This is a genomic window from Providencia sp. PROV032, assembly GCF_028484875.1.
Lineage (GTDB): Bacteria > Pseudomonadota > Gammaproteobacteria > Enterobacterales > Enterobacteriaceae > Providencia > Providencia rettgeri_E.
Genome location: NZ_JAMPSX010000011.1, coordinates 70,666 through 95,996, shown reverse-complemented (window position 1 = coordinate 95,996; position 25,331 = coordinate 70,666). Strand labels below are relative to the sequence as shown.

The 25,331-nt window shown below is 42.8% G+C and carries 13 protein-coding genes; 8 read left to right on the top strand and 5 right to left on the bottom strand.

What is annotated here, in order from left to right; genetic code table 11:
• Positions 1–19: 19 nt before the first annotated feature.
• The 7 genes from PSF42_RS10245 (at position 20) to PSF42_RS10215 (ending at position 5,947) form a co-directional block, all read left to right on the top strand.
• On the top strand, positions 20–2,437 hold the full coding sequence (locus PSF42_RS10245; protein WP_272679965.1) for a DMSO/selenate family reductase complex A subunit: 2,418 nt from the start codon (positions 20–22) through the stop codon (positions 2,435–2,437).
• Complete coding sequence (locus PSF42_RS10240; RefSeq protein WP_248467536.1) at positions 2,434–3,072, top strand: DMSO/selenate family reductase complex B subunit; 639 nt, start codon at positions 2,434–2,436, stop codon at positions 3,070–3,072. Before PSF42_RS10245 ends, PSF42_RS10240 begins: the two co-directional genes overlap by 4 nt.
• Entirely contained in the window at positions 3,069–3,965 is an 897-nt protein-coding gene (locus PSF42_RS10235) for a dimethyl sulfoxide reductase anchor subunit family protein (protein ID WP_272679964.1), read from the top strand. Before PSF42_RS10240 ends, PSF42_RS10235 begins: the two co-directional genes overlap by 4 nt.
• Before the next feature lie 37 nt (positions 3,966–4,002).
• Entirely contained in the window at positions 4,003–4,575 is a 573-nt protein-coding gene (locus tag PSF42_RS10230; protein WP_125892892.1) for a molecular chaperone TorD family protein, read from the top strand.
• Between the two features lie 203 nt (positions 4,576–4,778).
• Positions 4,779–5,201, top strand: coding sequence for a DoxX family protein (locus tag PSF42_RS10225; RefSeq protein ID WP_125892890.1), 423 nt, complete (start codon positions 4,779–4,781; stop codon positions 5,199–5,201).
• A 180-nt stretch (positions 5,202–5,381) separates the two neighbouring features.
• Entirely contained in the window at positions 5,382–5,651 is a 270-nt protein-coding gene (locus tag PSF42_RS10220) for a type II toxin-antitoxin system Phd/YefM family antitoxin (protein ID WP_125892888.1), read from the top strand.
• A gap of 2 nt (positions 5,652–5,653) precedes the next feature.
• Entirely contained in the window at positions 5,654–5,947 is a 294-nt protein-coding gene (locus tag PSF42_RS10215; RefSeq protein WP_125892886.1) for a type II toxin-antitoxin system RelE/ParE family toxin, read from the top strand.
• A gap of 101 nt (positions 5,948–6,048) precedes the next feature.
• On the opposite strand, the gene PSF42_RS10210 is transcribed toward PSF42_RS10215, so the two are convergent.
• The 3 genes from PSF42_RS10210 to PSF42_RS10200 are packed head-to-tail and all read right to left on the bottom strand — an operon-like array spanning position 6,049 to position 9,216.
• Positions 6,049–6,843, bottom strand: a complete 795-nt coding sequence (locus PSF42_RS10210) for a nucleotidyltransferase domain-containing protein (protein ID WP_272679963.1) — start codon at positions 6,841–6,843, stop codon at positions 6,049–6,051.
• A 24-nt stretch (positions 6,844–6,867) separates the two neighbouring features.
• A complete protein-coding gene (locus PSF42_RS10205) occupies positions 6,868–8,094 on the bottom strand; it encodes an RtcB family protein (RefSeq protein WP_125892882.1) in 1,227 nt (408 codons plus the stop codon).
• Positions 8,095–8,097: 3 nt separating this feature from the next.
• Positions 8,098–9,216, bottom strand: a complete 1,119-nt coding sequence (locus tag PSF42_RS10200) for a slipin family protein (protein ID WP_272679962.1) — start codon at positions 9,214–9,216, stop codon at positions 8,098–8,100.
• A gap of 495 nt (positions 9,217–9,711) precedes the next feature.
• Here PSF42_RS10200 and rtcR point away from each other — a divergent pair, with 495 nt between their 5' ends.
• Positions 9,712–11,301 (top strand): RNA repair transcriptional activator RtcR, encoded by a 1,590-nt coding sequence (gene rtcR / locus PSF42_RS10195; protein ID WP_272679961.1) that lies wholly within the window; start codon positions 9,712–9,714, stop codon positions 11,299–11,301.
• A 66-nt stretch (positions 11,302–11,367) separates the two neighbouring features.
• Here rtcR and PSF42_RS10190 read toward each other — a convergent pair whose 3' ends face one another.
• A complete protein-coding gene (locus tag PSF42_RS10190) occupies positions 11,368–12,543 on the bottom strand; it encodes a hypothetical protein (protein ID WP_272679960.1) in 1,176 nt (391 codons plus the stop codon).
• On the bottom strand, positions 12,540–25,325 hold the full coding sequence (locus tag PSF42_RS10185; protein WP_272679959.1) for an invasin domain 3-containing protein: 12,786 nt from the start codon (positions 25,323–25,325) through the stop codon (positions 12,540–12,542). Before PSF42_RS10185 ends, PSF42_RS10190 begins: the two co-directional genes overlap by 4 nt.
• Positions 25,326–25,331 lie beyond the last annotated feature (6 nt).

Sequence of the window (25,331 nt, the reverse complement as noted above, 5' to 3'; positions counted from 1 at the left end):
TGCCAGAGGTAGAGTTATCATGGAAAATTATCACGATCAGGCGGATAGCAAGAGTTTGATTGACCCCCTAACCCGTCGTCGGTTTATTCAAGGCAGCTCTGCACTCATGGCTGTCCCATTTATTGCCACAAACACGGTCGCATCGACACCAGAAAACCCGAATATCATTCCAACCACAACGCTGCAAAATAACGGTGAGCGAGTGGTCTCGACCTGCAGTAGTTTTGACTGCGGTGGCAAGTGTGATATTCGAGCACATGTTAAAGAAGGTGTGGTGACACGAATTAGTACCCGTCCAGATGCCGATTTAGACGAAGAGATGCCAATCATGCGTGCTTGCGTGCGTGGCCGCAGCTATCGCAAATTCGTTTATCACCCGAATCGATTGAAATACCCAATGAAACGCGTGGGTAAGCGTGGTGAAGGGCGCTTTGAACGCATTAGCTGGGAAGAGGCGACAACACTGATTGCCGACAACATGCAGCGAATTAACGAACAATATGGCCCTGCATCGCGCTTTGTTAGCCTTAGTACTGGGGTAACGGGGGGCATTTTCTCCGGTGCCAATATGCTACGCCGGCTATTTAATATCACCGGGGGCTTTCTGGAAAATTACCATTCAGTGAGCAACGGCAATACCATGGCGGTCACGCCTTATACTTATGGTACGTCGGCCAGCGGTAGCACGCTAGACACACTCGAAGATACGCCATTGGTGATCTTATGGGGACATAACCCGAACGAAACCATTTTTGGCCATACTAATCATTATTTCCAAAAAATGAAAAAAAATGGCACCAAATTCATTGTGGTTGACCCTCGTTATTCGGATACCGCATCGTCATTAGCCGACCAGTGGATCCCTATTTTGCCGACCACAGATAACGCGATGATGGATGCCATGATGTATGTGATCATCAGCGAAGGTCTTCATGATCAGGCCTTTATCGATAAATACACCTTGGGGTTTGATGAGCACCAGATGCCTGAAGGCATCCCTGAAAATGAGTCATTAATCGCTTATTTAATGGGGAAAAAAGATGGGATCGTGAAAACCCCTGAATGGGCGGAACCCATCACTAAAGTCCCCGCGGATACCATTCGTCAACTGGCTCGTGAATATGCCAATACAAAACCTGCGGCCTTAATGCAAGGTTGGGGCCCCCAGCGCCATATCTGTGGTGAACGCTCTGCAAGAGGTGCCACGCTATTAGCCACCATCACCGGAAATGTAGGCGTGAAAGGGGGGTGGGCTGCGGGCTATGGTATGGCAGTCACCCCAGATTTACGTAAAACGTTAGCGGGCCCGAGCCTATTTGAAAACCCCGTTAAAGCGAAAATCAATATTACCAATTGGGTACAAGCTTGTGAAAACAAAGACCTTGTGACCCCAAATAATGGTTTAAAAAACGCAGAAAAACTCGATACGGAAATCAAAATGATTTTTTCGTTGGCGGGTAACTATATGACTAACCAGAACCCCGATATTTTGCATGCGGCTAATGTTCTGGAAGATGAAAATAAAGTCGAGTTTATCGTTTATAGCGACTTATACATGACACCCAGCGCCAAGTATGCCGATATTTTATTGCCTGAAACCAGTTTCTTAGAGCGTTGGAATGTGGGGGGCACATGGGGAACGGGTAACTACATTATTTTGTCTGAGAAAGTGATTGAACCTGAATTTGAGCGCCGTAGTGACTATGAATGGTTACGAGAGGTTGCGGATAAACTTGGGGTTGGTGAGACATTCAGTGAAGGTCGAACAGAGAAAGAGTGGATTGAGCATTTGGTTAACGATGCCCACCAAAAGCGCCCAGAAGACGGCATTCCAACGTTTGATGAGTTGCTGGTTAAACGTCGCCATTTGTTAAAACATAAACCCCATGTTGGTCATGTCGCTTTTGAGAAAAATATCAACGACATCGATAATAACCCATTTGAAACGCCATCTGGAAAAATTGAGATTTTCTCTCAGCGCCTCTATGAGCGTAATGATGTGGAGATCCCTGCGCTATCTCATTATGTACCCGCCATTGAAGGGCCAGAAGACGAGCTAGTTTCACGTTATCCATTGCAATTAATTACTTGGAAAGGCCGTAATCGTGCCAATTCAACGCAATTTGCGAACCCGTGGCTACAAGAAGTGCAGCGCCAAGAGTTGTGGATCAACCCCATTGATGCCAAGCGACGAAATATTACAGATGGAGAGCGAGTCAAAGTGAATAACGACCGCGGTATCACCATGGTCCCCGTCAAAATCACCCAGCGGATTATGCCTGGCGTGGTGGCTTTACAGGCCGGAGCATGGTGGCAACCTGACGAAAATGGCGTTGACCAAGGCGGTTGCGCTAACGTTTTAACATCAGCCCGTAGCACAGCAATGGCACACGGAAATGCCCATCAAACCTTATTGGTGGAGGTAAGCAAAGCATGAGTCAATTTCACGTTTATCCCGCGGTAAGCAGCAAACAGCTTGGTTTTTATATCGACTCTGCACGCTGCTCAGGTTGTAAAGCCTGCCAAGTGGCGTGCAAAGACAAAAATAACCTCGATGTGGGTCGCAAGTATCGTCGTGTATATGAAGTCGCAGGCGGTGAGTTTATCGAAAACGGCACTGGAGGGCTGGTGAATAACGTCTTTGCCTATACGTTATCCATTTCATGCAACCACTGTGCCGACCCAATGTGTGTGAAAAACTGTCCAACGACAGCCATGCACAAACGTGAAGGGGACGGTATCGTAATGGTCAACACAGACAAATGTGTGGGGTGTGGAACTTGCGCGTGGTCTTGTCCCTATGGTGCACCGCAAATGAACCCTGAAACCAAACAAATGTCGAAATGTGATTTTTGTATCGACCTACAACTCAAAGGTGAGCAACCCGTCTGCGTCGCCACGTGTCCATTAGGGGCCATTCAGTTTGGCCCGATAGATGAATTAAGAGAACGTTATGGCGAGCTGGCGGATGTTCGTGGATTACCGGACTCATCGATTACGCATCCAAATTTAGTGATCCACCCGCACCAAGGGGCCGGCCGCACTCAAAACTCTCAAGGAGAAGTCAAATGAATGAATGGCCACTATTGTTATTCACATTTTTAATGCAAACATCCATTGGGTTGAGTGTGATGTTAGCGCTTTTCGCAAAAAAATTATCAGCGGCGTTGGGCAGTAAAGTTAATGCACAATTTTTGTTGCGGTATGTGTTTGTCGCCTGTGTTTTCGCGGGTATTGGTTTGTTGTCTTCAATTACCCACTTAGGGGTTCCTTTGAATGCGCCTAATTCCTTGTTGAATATTTTTTCATCATGGTTAAGTCGTGAAGTGGTTTTCACTGCGACCTATTTTGCTTTTCTTGGGCTGACCTTTCTATGGCTCTGGTTCAAAAAGGAGCTGTCATATCTGTTACTTGGTTTAGCGATTATCGCTGGGCTGTGTGATGTATATGCCATGGCTTCAATCTATCGTTATACATCAATGTTAACGTGGATGAATGATAATACTTATTTGATGTTCTACGGTACTATGCTTACAGCGGGAGCCGCTGGGTATTATTTATTAACTAATTTGTTATTGCGTTTTCATACAGGATCGCCAGCAGCTCAAGTCTCAACGCGTGGGTTATGGATACTGTGGGCCGTGATTGGTATTAGCTTGTTAGTCCGTTTAGCTTATCAACCAGCCTATGAAAGCTACTTAGTTAGCACGAGCTATAATAATGAATCGATTACATTTCCTATCGACTCTATCGGTGCTTACCAAGGGATTTGGTCGCTGCGTATTACAAGCTGGGTTGTTGGAATATTGTCGGTGATTGTATTGGGGTATGGATTATTTCGCCATATGCGACAGAGTGCGAGTGGGGTTATGTCTTCGAGCAGCAAAGGATATTTAGTGGTGGGGTGTGCGGCTGCCATGATTGCTGAATTTATGCTGCGCTACTGTTTTTATACGATCCATTGATAAATAACAGCATATTGCTTAGGAAATTATCTTTTTCATGATCCATTTTTCACACTACGCAGCGGCGTTTAATATCTTAGGCACGTGCTATTTATTTTCACCAAATGACGATGCAAGCCGTTATGCGATAAGCTTTTTCAAGTTAAATGACTTTGCATCGCAATGGCCTTGTAAGATCAGTGCGCAGCTTAGTGAGCGTATCTCGGCGTCGCTAAACATCGATGCTGCGTCACTCCACACTCAATGGACAGATTTGTTTATTGGTCCCGAAGCATTACCAGCCCCGCCATGGGGCTCGGTATATCTCGACCCTGAAGGGGTATTGCAGGGCTCCTCCACGGTGGCCTTGAGTGAGTTTTTAAAACGAGAGCGTTTAAAAATTCAGACGCGTTATCCAGAACCCTCTGACCATGTTGGTTTAATGTTATTCCAAGCAGCAGTTTTGGCTTCACAAGTCAGGGAGGCTGCATTAAAAGAGCTGTTGAATGATCACTTGGGGAATTGGTTACCGCAATTTTACCAGCAATTAAATCGAACAACATGTAGCCCATTTTATAACGCATTAACGGAATTAACACTGGTTACTGTGAGGTCATGTTTATCATATTAATTCAGTATTTTTGATGGTTAAATGGTTAATTAAACGTAATATTTGAATGGGTGAAAAGTTAACAAATTTTAATTAAATGAAAATTGATTTAGTTATAATAAATGCAAATTAAAATGATTCTTACTTTACCTTTATGAGCCATAATGCATTTTTAAGCCATACTACTTGATGATGCTTTTGGATATCCATAGAGGGGGTATAAAGTGGTCAATTTATTAAATCGTTTGTTGTCCCATGAAGATGCAGGCAGGTTGTTATTACGGCTTGCAGTGGGTGGGCTCATGCTGTTTCATGGCATGAGCAAATTAATGACAGGGGCGAGTGGCATTAAAGCGCTATTAGCTTCTTATGGGTTACCTGAGTTTATCGCTTATGGAACCATTTTAGGCGAAGTGGTTGCCCCTATTTTGATTATTTTAGGGATTTTAACTCGGCCATCTGCATTATTAGTTGCCTTCACTATGGTGGTTGCATGGCTGATGATTGGGCTAGATAAAACATTCTTGCTCGATAAAACTGGCGCATGGGCGATTGAAAGTATTGTGTATTTCTTCTTAGGTGGCATTGCATTAGCATTTTTAGGTGCGGGTAAATATTCCATTATCAAAAACCCGAACTGGCGATAAATTAGTTTTTCTTTCGTGTTTGACATTGCCTTTGAAAAAAGACCATCAAAAATATTCTGATGGTCTATTTTTTTGCCCAAACTACGGGAAGTTCAAGACACGTGATTTTTTGGATTGCTGGTTATTTAAGCTATTTTAGCTATAATAGCTAATCAAGCCATTTTATATTGTAGGTGATGTATGGAAACGATCCCCGCACAAGTTGCTAAAAATCAATTTGGTGATTTGTTGATGAAAGTTCAGCGTGCACCTGTTGAAATAAGTAAGCATGGGAAGCGCGTTGCTGTTGTTATCTCTCCAGATGAATATGACCAGCTAATGCAGTTAAAATTACAGGCTTTAAAAGCGGTTTTGGCTGAATCTATTGCGCAAGCAGAACGCGGTGAACTTCATAGCATTGATGATGTATTTGCCCCGTTAGCTATGGACGAACTTGAAAATAAGGCTTAAGGATGAGCGTTAAGTTTACTCATAAAGCGAAAGGACATATCCGCTCAATTCAGCTGTATTCTCTGCGCAGGTGGGGAGCTAATGTTGCTGAGGCTTATGCGAATTCATTACGTGTGACAATGACGGATATACTCGCGAACCAGCCATCTCTTGGCCGTGACCGTAGTGAAGATTTATATTTGGGCGTTTTTAGCTTCCCTGTTGAAAGTCACATCATTTATTATCGAAAAGCGCTTGAAGGCATTGAAGTGCTAGCGGTATTGCATCATACACAGGATCCAAACTCTCATTTATAAAAAGCCGGGTGGCAATAAGTTTTATTGTTAATTATTTAATATTATTAAAGAAATAGACCGTCAAAATTTTTCTGATGGTCTATTTTTTTGAAAAATATTAGTTAATTATTTTCTAACACCGTTTTACGGAAAAAGTCATCCAATAATCGGCTGTCACGGCAAGCTGGCTCCGGAAATTGCATTCGCTCTGCATTGGCGACAGCTTCCAGAACGAGCCTATCAATAGCGGCTCGCCTCGCGCCATAATCGGTTTCAACCGCATGATGCTTAATAACCAGCAATTCATCTATCTCTGCAAGAACTTTGCTATCAGTGACTGTGGCCGCGACTAATTCAGAAAATGCCATTGGTGGCATACTCTTGCTTGCTTCTATCCAACGTAAAGCTAATACCGCCCGTAATAAATAAAGATATTTTTTTAATTTAACGCGCTCACCTTTAAAATCAGTATGTAAATTGCGCTTACTTATTGATAAATAGTGATAACGTGACTTTAATGGCGAATAAAATTGTGCTGCCAGTTGCTCCAGTTGAGCAAAAAATGCCTCATCTTTATAATACACAATTGGCGAGTGCAACCACTCGATTAATGCAGGGTTTGAGTTTCGCATTAATTTCAGTGCCTTAGATAGCTCCCAACCTGATACATCTAACTCATCATCAATTGGCTTTTCTATCACATCGCGTTTTTTATCCAGTGTTAGGTACCAATCAAGTTTGTGAACATAGATAAATCGAACATCATAGTCGCTATCGCGGGAGGCAAAGCCCCAACCGCGACTTCCGGACTCACACGCAAACAGTATTTTAACGTGATGAGTTTCTTCTATTTCTTTGAGTGTTTTTCCTATCCGTTCTCTCATTAGCACGGATACACTTTCATGGTCAGTTTCCATGCTTTCTCCTGTTACTATTTATGCTTACCCCTTCACGCACACCACTTGGCGTAGGGTATGAACAATTTCTACCAGTGATGATTGCGCGGCCATAACGGCATCGATGTCTTTGTACGCCATCGGTATTTCGTCAATCACATCACTGTCTTTTCGGCATTCCACATGGGCGGTAGCCATCTTTTGGTCGCTGACGGAGAAACGCTTTTTGGCTTCAGTTCGGCTCATTACACGTCCTGCGCCGTGGCTACAGGAGCAAAAACTCTCTTCGTCACCTAAACCGCGCACGATAAAACTTTTGGCACCCATAGATCCCGGTATGATCCCCATTTGGCCTTTTCGAGCGGATACTGCGCCTTTTCGGGTTACCAGTACTTCTTCACCAAAGTGCTGCTCTTTTTGCACATAGTTATGGTGACAATTTACGGCCTCTTGTTGGGTCGTAAATGGTTTTGGAATTTCCCGTGACAGCGCCTCTAATACGCGGTGCATCATCACTTCACGGTTATGGCGGGCAAAGTCCTGCGCCCAACCGACCGCTTCCATATAGTCATTAAAATGCACGCTACCTTCTTCAAAGTAAGCCAGATCTCTATCGGGCAAATTAGCGATATGCTGTTGCATGTCTTTTTGCGCTAACGTGATAAACAAGTTACCAATCGCATTCCCCACTCCGCGTGAGCCGCTATGTAACATTACCCACACACGGTCTTGCTCATCCAAACATAATTCAATGAAATGATTTCCGGTTCCCAATGTCCCTAAGTGGTTGTAATGGTTCGTCTGACGCAGTTTTGGGTATTTATCACAAATACGTTTAAATTCTTCATCCAAGTGCGCCCAGTGGGTATCGACAATATCCGGTGTACGATGCCAAGCCCCTTTATCACGTCCATGTCGATGTGTGGTTCGACCGTGCGGGACGGCCGCTTCAATAGCAAAACGGATGTTTTGTAAGCTATCTGGCAAATCTGATGCGGTTAAGGAGGTTCGCACGGCAATCATTCCACAACCAATATCCACCCCCACAGCCGCAGGGATAATCGCCCCTTTGGTTGGGATCACGCTCCCAATGGTTGAACCTTTCCCGACATGTACGTCAGGCATCACAGCAAGGTGTTTAAAAATGAACGGCATTTTGGCCGTATTTTGTAGCTGGGTTACCGCTTTCGGGTCAACGGGGACACCGTTGGTCCACATTTTTACCGGTACGCCATTTTCTTGAATTAATTCGTTGAATTTATTATTTATCATTATTTATTCCTTAATTTTTACTAATCCGTTTAATACTTGGTCTAGACCGCCGTAAACAGAAATTTGGTCGATTCGATGTGCGATGCTTTCTAAGGTCTCAAGCTCTTTTAAACGCAGTGCGACAGGGTTGTTTTCCATCACTTTTGCGGTATTTAGCAGTGAGCGAGTCGCGGCGGTTTCTTCGCGACGGCGGATCACGTTTGCTTGTGCCGATTTTTCAGCTTCGACAACTTGGGATAAAATGGTACGCATATCCCCCGGTAAAATGATGTCTTTTACACCGATACTACCGATTTCTAAGCCAAATTCAGCCACACATTGCGCGACTTGAGCTAACATCAGCTCATCAACGAATTGTTTGTTTTCTAATAGTTCATCTAAGGTTCGAGTCCCTACGATTTCTCGTATGGAAAACTGTAATTCACGGTATAAATGTTCTATAGGCTGACTCAATTTTGAGAACGCCAGCAAAACATCGTGATAGCGCCAGTTAGCGCACAGATTGATCCGCAGTGTAACTTTGTCTTTGGTTAAAATCTCTTGCCCGCTGATTTCTAATGACTGTAAACGCGTGTCTATTATCTCAACTTCCGGTTTGTGGTTGATTTTCCAATAACCGTAAGTGCCCGGTTGTAATAAATCTTGTATCTCACCATCAATTTTTAGCATTCCGACATGCCATGCAGGCACTTGGCTAATCAGTACCCATTCACTACCTTTGATACGTTTTTTACCCATCAAACGTGGCATGAATGTAGAGTCAATCACACTATCTTCTAGCGATTGCAGTTCTACTTTTAAGTTATTGCCATTTTTCCAAGATAACCGACGGGTTGCTGGTGGTAATATTTCGGTCAAAATATTATGTAGATAAATAAATCCAATCTCATCATCAGCTAAAGCAATGTCAATACAGTGCTCATCAACCCAAACAGGGTGAAATTGGCGTAAATGCTCAGCCAGTTTTTCATCAATGGGCTCATTATCGAGCGTGAACAATGTCACAGTTAATTGATTAAACCAATCGTTTAAACGGTGCTCACCCGCGGTCAGTAATTGTTTAAAATCCCCATTTTTAGAGATCAATGCGATTTGTCCTTGAGCGATATTTATTTTTTTCATTATTTTATCCTTGTTATTTTTGTTATCCGCCAGCGAAGAACATGATGAAGTGGCGAGGGGAAAAGTAGAGCGCTTTATCGAGCTGTCTAAATTTCTGCTCGCTACCCAATTAAGTTCTCGGGTGGCGGTGTGCCGTTTAACTGCTACGGCTTTTTATTTATGTTTGGAGACATAAGTTTGAGTGATAGCAGGAATCGAACCTGCATGAACCAGTTATCACGGAACATCTTCCTGACGGCGGTATACAGACCATGCAGTGGCTAAGCCACCATGTCTGTACCGGTTGAACGCGAAGTTCAGACAATCTCCGGCAGTGGATGAGTATAGTATTGCGAGAAGCGTGCCAACTTTTTTAACAATGAAATAAATATTTTTATCTATTTGATAAATAATTAAAAAATAACTTTAAGAGAAAATGGGTAACATTAGCGTGGTAAATGAACTATGCTATTTATTATCTTTTTATATCGTAGTTTATAAATATATATAAATAATATGAGCGAAAAAAATAAGGTTGTGATAGGCGTATTAGGTACTGTACTTGATAGACGAGGTAAAAAAGCGAATCGCTGGACAAAATGGCGGCCAACGGTTGGGCTTTGCCAACAGCCTGGTTTGGATATTGGTCGTTTTGAACTGCTGCATCAGGTGAATGACTATGCCATGGCGCACCGGGTGAAAGAGGATATTGAACAAGCTTCTCCCAATACCGAAGTGGTGCTTTATGAAGTGGATATTGCAGACCCGTGGGATTTCGAAGAGGTGTATACCGCATTGTTGGATTTTTCTTCGCATTATCAATTTGATACTGATAACGAAGAGTATCTGGTACACATCACTACGGGTACCCATGTGGTACAAATTTGTTGGTTTTTATTAACGGAAGCCCATTATTTACCTGCCAAATTAATTCAAACGTCACCGAGCCAGAAAGGGCGAGAAAAAGACCCTATTGGCATTCATACCGTGATTGATCTTGATTTAAGTCGTTATACCCATATCACCAGCCGCTTCCAAAAAGAGCAGCAGCAACAGATTTCGTTTTTAAAATCAGGGATAGCGACCCGTAATGCCGCGTTTAACACGATGATTGAGCAAATTGAGCGTGTTGCGTTACGTTCTAAAGCACCGATTTTGCTCAATGGCCCTACCGGAGCGGGTAAATCCTTTCTCGCACGCCGTATTTATCAATTGCGCGAAAGCCGCCATCAAGTCAAAGGGCGATTTGTTGAGGTCAACTGTGCCACCTTGCGCGGTGATAATGCGATGTCGACGCTATTTGGCCATATAAAAGGGGCCTTTACTGGGGCGTTAAATGCACGAGGTGGTTTATTAAAAGAAGCGGATGGCGGTATTTTATTTCTTGATGAAATTGCGGAGCTAGGCCTTGATGAGCAAGCGATGCTACTGAAAGCTATCGAAGAAAAACGCTTTTTTCCTTTTGGTGCAGATAATGAAATCCACAGTGATTTTCAACTGATCGCAGGGACGCATCGTAACCTCGCAGAGCAAGTCGAGGAAGGCAAGTTTCGCGAAGATTTATACGCCCGTATCAATATGTGGACATTTACCTTACCGGGGTTAAAAGAACGGCGTGAAGATATCGAACCGAATATCGATTATGAATTAGCTAAGTTTTGCCAAGATCAGCAAAGCCAAATCCGCTTTGATAGCGAAGCCCGCAGTGTGTATGTGAAGTTTGCTTGTTCCCCGCAGGCCCTGTGGCGTGGTAATTTCCGCGAACTGGGCGCCTCGATTAGCCGAATGGCGACCTTCGCCGAACGAGGACGTATCACCAAAGCGGTAGCCGAAGAGGAAATTGGCCGTTTGCAAAGCCAATGGCAGTCAAAATCAACCAATACATTACCAGAGCAAATTGGTGAGATTGATTTATTCGATAAGCAACAGTTGGCAACGGTACTTGAAGTGTGTCGCCGTTCAGCTTCCCTTTCCGAGGCAGGGCGTGAGTTATTTGCCGTTTCACGGCAGCAGAAAAAACAGCCCAATGATGCAGATAGGCTGCGAAAATATCTCGCCAAGTTTGGGTTGGATTGGGATGGCGTGAAGGGGAGGAAAGGGAATTGATAATAAAAAGCCCCCATGAGGGGGCTGATAGGATAAAAAATAACAATAATCTAAACCTAATTACAATTAATACTCCTTAACACACACAATACCACGCTCACCGGCATTAAAAGGACTGTCTAGGTAGGTATGCGATTGTAAATTGTATAAGGTTATGTGCTTGGTCATTACCCAAATCCAGTTTTGTGTTGCTATTTGGTTTAGTTTTATGTTGTCGTTAATGGTTTTCTCTGGCCACTGGGTGAATAACGAGATCTTGCTATGTTTTAGATCTTCTGCTGTGGCCATTCTTTGAGAATTAGTACAATATCTTCTCGCAGGATTAAAGGCCAATTTTGGCCCAGCGCTGAACCACTTATTCATGTTAAAGGTATACACCATATTCTTGCTATTCGTCGTTTTAGGTCTTCCTGTGATGGTGACTTTTGCAGTGTTTCTGCCTTCCGGGGGGGTATTCAGTGTTACAACACCTTTGCTATCAATGGATAACCAATTTTGGTCAACCTCCCAGTTATAGTTAGAAGCACTGCCTAGTGAAGGGGTGATGGCAAATTGTGCCCCAGTAAATCCGGTAGAAGGGAATTGCCTATCAACCGCATAGGTTTCCTTAGTACCTAACGGTGTAATTGATATTTTGCTGTAATTGACAATCTGAATAATTTGACTATTGCCCTTATAATCAATTGAGTCACTGAATAATTTGATGTCAATAATCTCTGAATGAGGCGTGTTTTTGTACTCAAAAGTATATGTTCCTGCCGATGTTTCTAGCATATCCGCTGGTATCCACCCAGACCTTACGTTTGATGTGATTACTATTGTTGGTTTTTTCCCTGTAATCAAATGACCATTATCATCTTTAAGCGTTAGCTGTATCGTAGTAGTTTTGATATCAGTTGTGCTTGTTTCATAGGTACTCGCAGTGAGTGAGCTTTTCCCTGGAGCAAATACAGGTGCGCCAGCTTCAATAGTGATCACTTCAGGGCGACTATTGGCACTGCCTGCACCTGCTGAAATTATATACTCCCCAGGTTTTGTAAAACTGAGCGTTCCTTTATATTGGCGAGTGAAAGTATCGCTTGTTATATCCCACTTTTCTTTAATAGATGATGATTTTTGATTTTTATTATGTATTGCAATATCGCTGTCATTAACAAATACGTCATTACCATACTTATCCTTGGCTTTTAACTCAAATCTAACATTTTCACCGATGTTGATATTTGTTTGAGCAAGTTTCAATTCAACGGGGATGCAACGTAATCAGGGTGACTGAATGGGGTAACTGATATCTGTGTGGTATCAGAAACGACATTCACTTTTGCTGTCAGAGCATGTTGTGCTGTTTGAGTCAGTGATACAGTGGCACTATATTCCCCTTTCTTCTGTGTATTTTCTCGCCATGCCGTTATTAGCACTGAACTTGGTTTTTGAGTATTAGTTAAGTTGATATCTGTTTCTTTTAATCCAGTGACGCCATTGTAATATTGGTCAGTTAATGTGAATGTTAACTTGAACTCTTGCCCTGGCTGAGTAGTTAATTTCCCTGAACTATCAGCGGTTATTGAAGATGTCATACTGATCTTAGCCACATGTTTAACACCTTTCGGGCTGTCAACCGTGATAGTGGTATCTGAAGAGTGTCCATTAACCTTGGCGGTTAGTGGATGTGCTTTGGCCTTAGTTAGCGCTAAGCTGGATGTGTACTTACCCTCATTGCCTTCAACCCAAGCTATTGGTATTAATGTATTTAAATGTTCCAGTGTGATATCAGAAATATTAACCGCAACAACGCCATTACCGAATTTATCTTTTAAGCTGAGTTGAAGCTCGGCGTCAGCATTAATTGCCACTGTTTTTGGTGCATTTAACTCTACTTTCGCGACATTTTTGGCACCTTCTTGCGGTTTTACATCAATTTCGATATTTTTTACCTGTTTATTTACCTCAACCGATAATGTGTGCTTTTTAACTTTCTCTAACGTGACCTGAGCCGTATAGAAACTACCGTGTGAAGATGCTTTCACCCATGGTGCTTTAGTGTAAATCGTGCTGTCGGTATTTTTGAATATAATATCTTTTGTCGTGATATCAGCCACTTCATTACCGTAACTATCGAGCATGATTAGGGTTAATGTGGTGTTTTCGCCTGCACTCATTGAAGCTGCGGCAGTGGTTAATTTAATTTCGCTAACATTGCTAGCCCCTTTCAATGCTTTCACCATGATTTCCTTGGTATCGGCATCTTGCTTATTCACCGTCGCCGTTAAGGTATGTTTACCGACTTTGGTTAATGGCAAGGTGGCTTTATACACGCCAGCTGATCCCATATTCCAAGCAATATTGTTGCTATCGATAGTTTCTGCGGTATGGCTATCTTTTAATGCAATATCAGCCCCATTGATGCCAGTAACCAAATTGCCATATTGGTCTTTCAGTTCTAACGTTAATTCAACTTTTTTACCTGCATCAAATGTATTGAGGTTTGTGGTCATTTTTGCGGATTTCACCACATCTTTTCCACTTGGATAGGTTGCTTCCACGGTTTGTATACGGCTTGGGCGGTTATTTATGGTGGCTTTAAACTGATAATCACCAACAGTGCTTAATTGCTGCTTGGTAGTATATACGCCATCTTGTGGATTAGCCCATGTAACGTTGGCTAGTTTTCCATTATTGGTGAGCTGAATAGCCCCTGTATCGATATTAATAACACCGTTATCAACGATATCCGTTAAGGCTAACGTTAATTGCACTTCTTTACCTGCTTCAATAGTACCTTCATGGGTTTCAAGGGTGGCTTTATGGACATGCTTTACGCCTTTAGCTGGAGCAACGGTTAGCTCAAGTTTATCGCTGAGTAGTTTATCTACTACGACTTGAATAGACTGCTTATGTAGCTTATTCATGGTGAGTTCTTGAGTATATAGTCCACCATTTAGCTCTTTCCATGCAGAGCCTGAATGTAAATCAGTTAATAATTTCAATGAACTCGCAGCACCAGTCAGCTTGTTATCAAACTTATCTTTTAGCCCTACAGTGAGAGTGACTTTATCTCCAGAATTGACTGTGGACGTTTTCGCGCTGTGGGTAATCGAAATAGCCTCTAATGAGCCTCGTAAACGGTCTTTATCATAAGATGTGATTGGGATTTCTATTGGTGGATTGACGACCCATTCAGCCGTTTCTGACTGTCCGTTAATGTCTACTTTGATTTTGTAACGGCCTGCTTTGGTTGCAGGGAGTTGAGCGGTATATTTATTTAATACATTTTTTTCCATAAATATAATGTTTTGCTTTTGTCCATTAATTGTCACTGTAATATCGCTACTGTTGATATTCTTAACAGGATTTTTATATTGGTCAGTTAAGCCAATAGATAGTGATGATGGTTGCCCTGCATCACTGTTGATTATTGGTGAAATAGTGATGGTTTTCACGGCATCTTTGCCTGATGGCGAATTGACCGTGATATTTGTTGTATCTGTGAACTGACCAATACCCGCTATCAGACGATATGTTTTCACGTCACTAAGTATGATGCTGGTGGTATAGATACCTAAGTCATGGTTATCTTCATCCCAAATAGCGGGTATTTTATTATTATTGGCGGTCAGTGTGATCGTATTATTATTGAGGTGAATAACTGGATTGTTATTCATATCAGTTACTTTTAGCGATAATGTGGCTTTGTTGCCCGCAGTAATATCACTTAAGTTTGTTGTCAGTTGAACTTTATTTATCTGGTTTTGGTTGGTTGATGGTAGTGCGTTAATCAGTACATTATTACTTTGTGTTAGGTTAACAGTTGCTTTTAGGGAGTGAACTCCTGCAATTGCGACCGTTATTGATGCAGTATAGGTACCATTCCCTTTTGATTGCCAATTTAAACCTGTAATGTTTTTCTTAATATGCGCATCATTTATGGTGATATCTTTCGCCATGACCCCTTCAACACCATTATTCCATTGGTCTGCTAATGTTAGTGTTAGCTCTGTGTTACTTCCCACCGCTAATTGGTTCGTACTGACTTTTAGCCCAACCGTTTTTACTTGTGCAGAGCCAGTTAGCGCGCTGACATGAATCGCCAGTGGGGTATTGGCATGTTGATTAACTCGGCTAACAAAGGTGTTTTTTCCTTGTTGATGTAATGGGAGTGTAGTGGTGTAAATACCAGCCCCTTTCTCTAACCAGGTCAGTTTAGGGACTGGTGTATGGTTATGCTCTAATTGAATGTCGTTGGTTTGTACCTTTTCAACACCATTGCCATGGCTATCAGTTAATGTTAATTGCAATTCGGCAGTTTCACCTACCCTAAACGTCCGGTTGGCCGCCTTTAATGCCACATGCTTCACGGCAGGTTTACCCTGTGGCGCTTCAACATCGATAACCTGTGATTGGCTAATGCCATTGGCTGTGGCTTTTAAAGTATCGGTGCCTAACTTACTCAATAATAAGTCAGCGGTATAAGTACCATCCGCATTGTCTTTCCATATGACAGAGCCTGACTGTTGATGAGCGATAGCGATACTGTTGCTGGAGACTTCTGTTAACCCATTACCAAAGGCATCTTTCAACGTGATGGTGAGTGTGACTTTATTGCCAGCTTTGAGGTTAGCGGTTGGGGCAACGATAAACTGCACCTCATTGACGACTTTGTGTTGGCCTTTTTTTCCACCACCATTGCTAGCGGCAGCCGCAATTGGTGCAGGGTTGCTAACATCAAATGGCTTTTTGTTTGATACGACATTCGTTGTAGGAATAGACACCACAATATTATGGTGACCGCTTTGTTGGCCGGGTAATGTTCCAACATAATTACCACTAGGGGCTTGACCCACTGACATGGAAAACGGTTTTTGCTGATCGATGATAACGGACAAGTTGGTGATATTGGATACTGGGTGCCCATTTTTGTCAGTCAAAGAGACGATGACTGTATTATCAGCTCCTGCTCCTACCGGTAAAATGTGGATGACGTCTACGTTTTTGACCTCATTGGCCCCTTTACTGTTTATCACCTCAATATCGATAGTTTGGCTGCTAATATTGTTTACGGTGGCTATTAACGCATCTTTCCCGAGTGTTTTTAAAGCTAAATTAGCGGTATAGGTGCCATTATGGTGATCAACCCAAGTCACTTTACCGATTTGGTTATGCGTTAATGTGATGTTTTTAACATCAATACCGCTAAGCGCATTATCAAACGCATCTTTTAAGGTTAGTGTGAGTTTTACTGTATCACCGGATTTAAAGTTTGGTGCGTTTGTCGCAGCTAGCGCAACGGTATTCACCACACCGGCTTGGCCTTGAACACCTGAGCCATCGGTTTTTGTTGTTTGGATCGTTTTGGCGGCAGTAACTTGCCAAGTTTGTTGAGTTTTCTGCTTATTGGCCGTCACTTTAATCAGATAGTTTCCTGTTTTTTGTGCAGGTAAAGTGGCGATATAAGTGCCTTTATCTGTTTGAGATTCAACAAATGTTAAGTTGAGTGGCTTATCATTGAGCGTAATTTTGATGTCATCCGCAATGTGTGTCACACCATGACGATTGCCATCAACGGCTTGTACGCTAATGGTTTGCTCTGAGCCAGCTGCCGATGGGGCGATAGCGGCAATAACCAGTTGATTAACTTGCTTGATATCAGTGGAATTTGTCACGGTTATGTTTGCTGATGAACTATTGGTGCCGTTAACGGTGGCGACTAATGCATCATTTCCCAATACCTTTAATGGCAGGGTCGCAGTGTATTGGCCATTGTTATGGTCAGTCCAAACCACATGACCTACCTGCTTGTGCTTCAGTGCAATGTGGTTGCTGAAGACGCCTTTCAGTGGGTTATTAAAATGGTCTTTTAAGGTAACCATGAGTAGTAAGTTGTCGCCGGATACGAAACGTGTTGCTGCCGTGGTCAGTTCAACTTGGCTAACGACGCCGCGCTGGTCTTTTTTGCCACTTCCATTTGAGGTCGCAGTGACTGTATCAGGTTTTGTCACGGTAAGCGTTTTGGTGGAGGATGTTTTTTTATTCGCGGTGATAGCAACCGAATAAGATCCACTTTGTTGACCCGGTAATTTCCCTGTGTAGCGGCCATCTGCTTGTTGAGTGACGGCAATATTTAGCGGCTGTTGTTTCTCAATATTCACCGTGACTTCAGTGATCCCCATGACTACGTTACTGTTGATATCGTTCAAAGATACTGTAAAGGTGCCTTCTGCACCGGCTTGCGGGCTGGCGATATTAACAATATCAATCTGATGGATATGGCTATTTCCAACTGTTTTTTCAACATTAATACCAACTGGCGCACTTTTTATCAGGTTAACCGTTGCCACTAAGCTATCTTTGCCCAATGTCGTTAACAGTAAATCAGCGGTGTAGGTGCCATTATGGTGATCAACCCAAGTCACTTTACCGGTTTGGTTATGCACTAATGTGATGTTTTTAACATCAATATTGCTAAGCGCATTATCAAACGCATCTTTTAAGGTTAGCGTGAGTTTTACTGTGTCAGCGGATTTAAAGTTTGGTGCGTTTGTCGCAGCGAGCGCAACGGTATTCACCACACCGGCTTGGCCTTGAACACCTGAGCCATCAGTTTTTGTTGCTTGGATCGTTTTGGCGGCAGTAACCTGCCAAATTTGTTGAGTTTCCTGCTTATTGGCACTGATCTTGACGGTATAGTTACCGGTTTTTTGGGCTGGTAAGGTTGCAGTGTAAGTGCCCTTAATGGTTTTAGATTCAACAAATGTTAAATTAAGTGGCTTGTCATTGAGGGTAACGTTGATGTTATTCTCAATTTGAGTCACACCATGGTTATTGGCATCAACGGCTTGTACGGTAATTTGCTGTTCTGTTCCTGCTGCGGATGGTGTAATCGTTGTGACGATTAGTTTGCTCACCTGTTTAATATCAGCAGTATTTTCCACGGTAATGTTTACTGCCGAACTATTGATGCCGTTAACGGTGCTGGTTAATACATCGCTTCCCAGTACCTTTAGTGGCAAGGTCGCGGTGTACTGGCCATTGTTATGGTCAGTCCAAACCACATGACCTGCCTGCTTGTGCGCTAGTGCAATGTGGTTGCTGGAGACACCTTTTAATGGGTTATTAAAGCTATCTTTTAGCTCGACAGTTAATTGTAAATGATGACCCGATACCGAACTTACTGATGCGCTTTTCAGTTCAACATGGCTAACGACGCCACGCTGCTCTTTTTTGCCACTTCCATTTGCGGTCGCAGTAACTGTATCAGGTTTTGTCACGACGAATGTTTTTTTAGCCGAATTTTGTTGATTGGCGCTAATAACCACGTCATAAGACCCACTTTGTTGCCCAGATAATTTCCCTATGTAGCGGCCATCTGCTTGTTGAGTGACATTAATGTTTTCTGGTTTTTGCTTACCGATGGTGGCCTCAACACTTTGGATACCGTCGATTACGTTACCTTGAGCATCGGCCAATACCACCGTGAAGGTGCTTTCTGCACCAGCGGCTGCGCTGGTGATATCGTTAATATCGATTTTATGGATCGCGTTATTACCTAACTGTGGTTTGACATCAATAACAATGGTTGGGCTTTGTATATTATTTACAGTGATAAATAAGTGATCTTGTCCTAATTGCGTTAGAACTAAGTTAGCCGTATAGCTTCCATCTTTTTGTGCTATCCAAGTGGCTTTACCTGCTTGTTTATGGGTGAGAGATTGCGCTAAATCAACGCCAGTTAATGGGTTACCAAAGGCATCTTCCAATGTCGCGCTTAGCTTTAACGCACCGCCAGATTTTAGGTTGTTATTTGGGGAAATGGCGAATATTGCACGATTAACGACGCCGCGATAATGTGGTTTACCACCATGATTGATAGCAATTGGAGAGGGAGTGCTAACGATTAAGGTTGACTCTGTGGATTTAACACCACCAACAGCGGCAATAACTTTATGAACACCTGATTGTTGGCCAGAAAGCATGCCAATATAGGTTCCTTTGTTATTGGATGTTTCAGTGATCTTAAACAGTTCTTCGGCGCCATCAATAGAGATGACTGCGTTACTATCTATCCCTGTAATGGGTTGGTCATTGGTATCAGTAATTGATAGTGTGATGAAACTCATTTCACCTGCAGCGGGTTTAGTGATATCTGTAATTTTAACTTGCTTGATTTGTGAGGTTCCAATAGCACTTCCCACGTTAATATTTAGTGGGGAAGTGGTTATTTTGTTCACTTTCACGGTTAAAGTATCTTGGCCAATTTTGGTGAGAGGCAAAAGAGCCGTGTAGTCGCCGTTGCGGAGGTCTATCCAAGTCACAGAGCGACTGCTAGGTTGTCGATGATTTAACTGAATACCCGCGCCACTGAGCCCTTCAAGGGGGTTACCAAATACATCTTTAAGTGTCACCGTTAATTGTAATGACTGCCCTGATTTTAGGTCGTTAACCGCTGATGAAGCCAATGTAACAGTTTTAATGACGCCACGCTGATTTCTTATACCACTTCCATTTTTGTCTTTCACGGCGATGGTTGCAGGGGTTTTAACTGTCCAAAGTTTTGATGCCGTTTTATTATTCGCCGTCACTTTAACGGTATATTTACCTGTATTTTGTGCAGGTAACGTTCCTGTATAAGTACCTTCTTGAGTGAGTGACTCTGTTAAAACAATCGGTGTTGACTGGCCGTCGATATTTGCCGTTATCATGCTACTAATCATGGTGACGGGGTGCTGATATTTGTCGGTGACTTTCACTGTGATAGTTTGGTTTTCACCTGCTTCACTCGGGGAAATAGGCTCCAGCTCGATATTTGCAATTTTATTGATATCAGTCGTATTACTTACTGTAATGGAAATCGATTGTGACTTATAGCCGTTAATAGAGGCGAATAAGTCATTAGAGCCAGTTTGTGTTAACAGCAACGAAGTCGTGTAAGCGCCATCACCTTTATCTAACCATTTCAGCGAGCTTGCCTTATATCCATCCAAAATGATATTACTGGTGTCGAGAGCCGTTAACGGGTTATTAAATACATCAAAGATGGCGACAGTGATATCCAGTTTGTCACCTGATTGCAGACGTGAGATATCACCTGTTGTCATGGTAATGTTATTGATAACGCCTCGTTCACCTCGATTACCCGTTCCACTTGAGTTGTTCGAGCGAATTGGGGTCGGTTTTTTCACCTCCAAAGTATCTTTAGCGGAGCTTTGGCCGTTCACCGTGGCAGTAATTTTATGAACACCCGCTTGCAGCGCTGGCAGTGTGATTTCATAAATACCCGGTTTCCCTTCTTTTGCGGGCAGGGTGTGCTGGAAGCCATCAATGTCAATAACCATTTCCTGTTCACCGGCCACCGGGTTGCCGTTGCTATCAGTTAATTGAACGGTCAATATGCTGGTTGAACCTGCGGCAGGTTTTTCTGTTTGAATGATGCCAACGTTACTGACTTTGTCTTTCCCTTTGGCAGGGTTAACTTGGATCGATTTGACGGGGGTTTTATGGCCGTTAATTGATGCGGCGAAGTCTTTCGAACCTATTTCAGTTAATGTGAGGGTGGCGGTATAAGAACCATCGCCATTGTCCGTCCAGACTGGATTGCCGCTATACCCGTCAAGGGTAATGTTGTTGGTATTGAGCTCAATTAAACCGTTATTAAAGGCATCGGTGATGGTCACGGTGATTTCAAGTTGATCGCCAGACTGTAAGTTACTGGTATTGCCTGTTGTCATCGCAATACTATTGACTACGCCTTTTTCCCCTTTGGTACCTGTTCCGTCTGGTTTTTTTGACTTAATTGGGATTGGTTTTTTTACCACTAAGATAGCGTCAGTTGAACTTTGACTATTCACATTTGCGCTAATGTTGTGATTACCCGCTTGCAGTGCTGGTAAGGTGACCTCATAAATACCCGGTTTTCCTTCTTTTGCCGGAAGCTTATGGGCTTGTCCATCAATATTGACGGTAATTTCAGTTTCACCGACAACTGGGTTGCTATGTTTATCACTTAATTCGATTGTCACAATGCTATTTGTGCCTGCCGCTGGTATCTCTGTTTTGGTGATTTTTACCTTATCAACATGGGATGTCCCTATGGCATTATTGACCTGAACTTCTGTATGTGGGCTGTTGATACCATTGATGGAGGCCGTTAAATCATTGCTACCAACGTCGGTTAAGATCAAGGTCGTGGTATAAGAGCCATCACCATTATCTACCCAGCTTAAGGTATTTCCTTTGTGTTTACCGATATCGATGTTATCAGTATTTAAGCCAGCTAAGCCGTTACCAAAGGCATCAGTTACCGCAACCGTGATTTCAAGAGGATTACCGGATTCAAAACGGTGAGTGTGATCAAGTGTGATTGCGACTTTGTCGATAACACCTTTCTCACCTTGTTGGCCTGTACCGTTCGAATTATTCGGGCTAATTGGGGTCGGTTTTTTCACTTCTAAAGTATCTTTAGGGGAACTTTGGCCATTTATCACGGCAGTAATTTGATGATTACCTGCTTGCAGTGCTGGCAGCGTGACCTCATAAATACCGGGCTTCCCTTCTTTTGCTGGCAAGGTGTGTGGGGTGCCATCAATATTCACGGTCATTTCAGTTTCACCGACTACTGAGTTACCGTTGTTATCGGTTAATTGAACGGTTAGTGTGCTGGTTGAACCTGCGGCGGGTTTTTCTGTTTGAATAATTTCAACTTTACTGACTTTGTCTTTTCCTTTGGCATTGCTAACTTGGACTTGTTTTTGCGGGCTCTTAGTACCATTGATGGAAACGGTGAGGTCATTATTGCCGACGCTGGTTAGTGGCAAGGTGGTGGTGTAAGAGCCATCACTGTTGTCAGCCCATACCAATGTATCGCCTTTGTGTTTACCAATATTGATATTATTGGTGTCTAAGCCTAACAAGCCGTTGTTAAAGGCATCTGTAATGGATACGACGACCTTAAGTTTATCGCCAGATTGCAGATGGCTAGTATCGCCTGTCGTGATAACAATATTATCGACAACACCTAGTTCGCCTTTTTGCCCTGTACCGCTTGGGTTTTTAGGTTTAACAGGCCGTGGTTTATCAACAATAAGTGGTTCTTTTGGTGATCCTTTCCCGTTAACGATTACAGAAACAATATGGTTGCCTGCGAGTTGACCCTGAATAATGACGTCATAAATACCTGGAGATGTTTCTGTCACTGGTAAAGTATGTGGTTGGCCATCAATATTGACAATCACGTCTGTTTCACCAACAACGGGGTTGCTATGTTTATCTGTTAACTCGAAGGTTATAGTGCTATCTATACCTGCCGCAGGCTTTTCTACTTTAATGATTTTGACTTTATCAACATGGATAGTCCCAGTGGCATTACCGACCTGAATATCAGTTTTTAAGCTAGTGGTGCCATTAATAGAAGCGGTTAAATCATTGGTACCGATCTCCGTTAATGGCAACGTGGTGGTGTAAGACCCGTCGCCATTATCTGTCCATATCAGCTTATCGCCTTTATGTTGACCAATATCGATGTCATTGGTATTTAAACCCGTAAGTCCATTATTAAATGCATCAGTAATGGTGACAGTGACGTCAAGAGTATCTCCCGATTGTAAACCGTGGGTTCGGTTTGGCGTGACGACGATATTTTCAATAACGCCTTTCTCCCCTTTTTGGCCTGTGCCGTTTGAGTTGTTTGGGGAAATTGGTTTTGGCGGCTCAACAATTAACGTTTCTGGAGAGGAGGTTTGCCCATCAATGGTGACGGTGATACTTGGCGTACCAGTATGTTGTCCCGGTAATTTTCCGGTGTAGATACCACTACCAGGATGGCTTTCAGTGATCGTAATTGGTGTTGGTTTGCCATCGATGTTCACGATGACAGAACCATCAGCGCCAGAAATAGGGTTGTTGTTTGTATCAGTCAGTGAAATGGTGATAGTGCTGTCTGTGCCAGCAGCGGCTTGCGCAAGGTCGACAATCGTGACATGGGCTAATTGGCCAAATACAAAATGGGTTTCTACCGTGACACTTTGCTCATTCAGTGTTGCTGTTATTTTGGCAGGCCCTGCGACTTGGCTTTTTACTTCGACATCAGTATTACCTTGTTCATCGGTTGGGCTCAATTGTTTGGCTGTTGCATTTTTTGCCTCAAGTTGCAATACAGCCCCTTTAATGGGATGTGCATTATTATCAGTAACATGGAATTGAATTTTATTTTTAGATTTACCATCGGCAATCGCATTATCACTAAGAACATTGAAATGATTAATATGTGCTTGGTGCGTATCGGCAATAAAGAAAAAAGTGGTTTCAATAGGAGCACCACCATTTGGCACTACCTGAATTCGGTGTTCACCCGTAGCTAAAGTGGTGAATTGAATCGAAGCTTCCCCTTTTATATTGGTGACAATTTTATATTTTTGTTTGTCAGTTGATTTTGCCGCCTGCATTTTTTTGAATAAATTGCTAAATGCCATTCTTGAAGAGGTGGCTTTTTGTGTGACGAATTTAAGTCCCGCAGGGAGAATAAATGTCACTGTTGAGTCTGGCGCGATATTATTAAAACTATCTCTGGCCGTAATCGTTAATGTATTAATATCTTGGCCGTTAGCAATCGCATTTCCTTGCTTGATAACCTCACTTGGGTTAATTGATAATATGCCTGAGTTTGTAACTTCAACCAAAGTTGTGGCTTGTGGTGAAACATTTCCTTTACTGTCAAAGGCTGTTACCGTGAATCGGTAAAGGTTGATTTTCTTCCTTTCTTGTTCGGTCATTGCCACTTTATAAGACGGCAATTTGACTCTTGTAGACGTACCGTCGAGGATTATTTCGCCCCCAGCAGCTAAAAATTCAGGCGCTTGTACAGCCAATTGATCTAACGGATATTTGGTATTGAGGGTATTAATTAAAGGTAATAATTCCCCTGTTTTTCCTTGGATTATTGAGGGTAAGGATAGGGTTATCAGGGTTTTCTTTTGGTATTCCAGTACGATATTGTTATTACGATTCACAAAATCATAGCGACTGCCCATTAAACGACGAGCATCGCCCACTTTACTTGGGTCAAGCTGTTCTGCGAGGCTCTTACCCAGTGCCCAAGTAAACTGGACTTTGGCATTAGTTTCACTTAATCCACCACTGATTTTTTGTTCTGCGCTTAAAGTTACCAGTGAGAATGGAGTCCAGTTTATGCCAACCGTTGTGGCAAGAGGGTCTTTCTGGCGCTTATCTTTGCCAAATAGGGCGACATCGTCGCCAAAATACTGCTCAAATTTAAGGTTTCCGCCAATATTTGGGTAAGAGGGCAACCAGCCCTCAGCGTGTAAATCCCATCCATTAGCCGGGCGGGCATTGTAGTCATTCTTTAATTCAGGCGCACTACGCCATGCTGATGTACGCAAATAAGTATTGGCACTCAGTTTTAAGAAGTCTTGTGCGTACTCGGCCCCAAACCCTAGGCGAGAGTGGTAGCGAGATAAATCATGGTCAAAAAAGGCATTGATGCCCATCATGCTCTCTGGGGTAAAGCGACGAACCCCAATACCATTATTGGTCTGTAAGCGGCCATCAGTACGATGAAGATTATGTTGGGTAAACAATAATAAATCGGTACTGTCATACCAAGGAACTAACCAATCTAATTGGGTATTTTTAATGGATAATTTTTTATCTACGTCAACACTGAATTTGGCATTACCAGCTTTGGATAACCAACGATGTATTTCATCTGTTGCCGCATTTGTCGCTTTACTGCGGGCGAAGTCTTGTGCCATATCAGCAAGATCTGCCGCTTTTTTCTTATCAGAGATAAAGCGCGCAGCGCTTTGGCTATATTCAGCAACAAACTTCTCAGCCTTATTATCATCTGTTAGTAAGTGGTCGCTACCCAATATAGGTAGGTCATCAGGCGTGAGCATTTTTGCATAGCTTGGCATAACCGGCATAATGGCCGAAGACCATATTGCAGTAAAGAGCACAAAACCATTTGAGATTTTATGTCTCATTGTTGGCTTTGTGGTTGACATAGCGGGGTTCATTCAATT

Coding starts and splice junctions, on each gene's coding strand:
- PSF42_RS10215 (WP_125892886.1), top strand. CDS start 5,654: ATGAGCGTTAAGTTTACTCATAAAGCGAAAGGACATATCCGCTCAATT.
- PSF42_RS10220 (WP_125892888.1), top strand. CDS start 5,382: ATGGAAACGATCCCCGCACAAGTTGCTAAAAATCAATTTGGTGATTTG.
- PSF42_RS10235 (WP_272679964.1), top strand. CDS start 3,069: ATGAATGAATGGCCACTATTGTTATTCACATTTTTAATGCAAACATCC.
- rtcR (WP_272679961.1), top strand. CDS start 9,712: ATGAGCGAAAAAAATAAGGTTGTGATAGGCGTATTAGGTACTGTACTT.
- PSF42_RS10240 (WP_248467536.1), top strand. CDS start 2,434: ATGAGTCAATTTCACGTTTATCCCGCGGTAAGCAGCAAACAGCTTGGT.
- PSF42_RS10245 (WP_272679965.1), top strand. CDS start 20: ATGGAAAATTATCACGATCAGGCGGATAGCAAGAGTTTGATTGACCCC.
- PSF42_RS10200 (WP_272679962.1), bottom strand. CDS start 9,216: ATGAAAAAAATAAATATCGCTCAAGGACAAATCGCATTGATCTCTAAA.
- PSF42_RS10210 (WP_272679963.1), bottom strand. CDS start 6,843: ATGGAAACTGACCATGAAAGTGTATCCGTGCTAATGAGAGAACGGATA.
- PSF42_RS10230 (WP_125892892.1), top strand. CDS start 4,003: ATGATCCATTTTTCACACTACGCAGCGGCGTTTAATATCTTAGGCACG.
- PSF42_RS10185 (WP_272679959.1), bottom strand. CDS start 25,325: ATGAACCCCGCTATGTCAACCACAAAGCCAACAATGAGACATAAAATC.
- PSF42_RS10205 (WP_125892882.1), bottom strand. CDS start 8,094: ATGATAAATAATAAATTCAACGAATTAATTCAAGAAAATGGCGTACCG.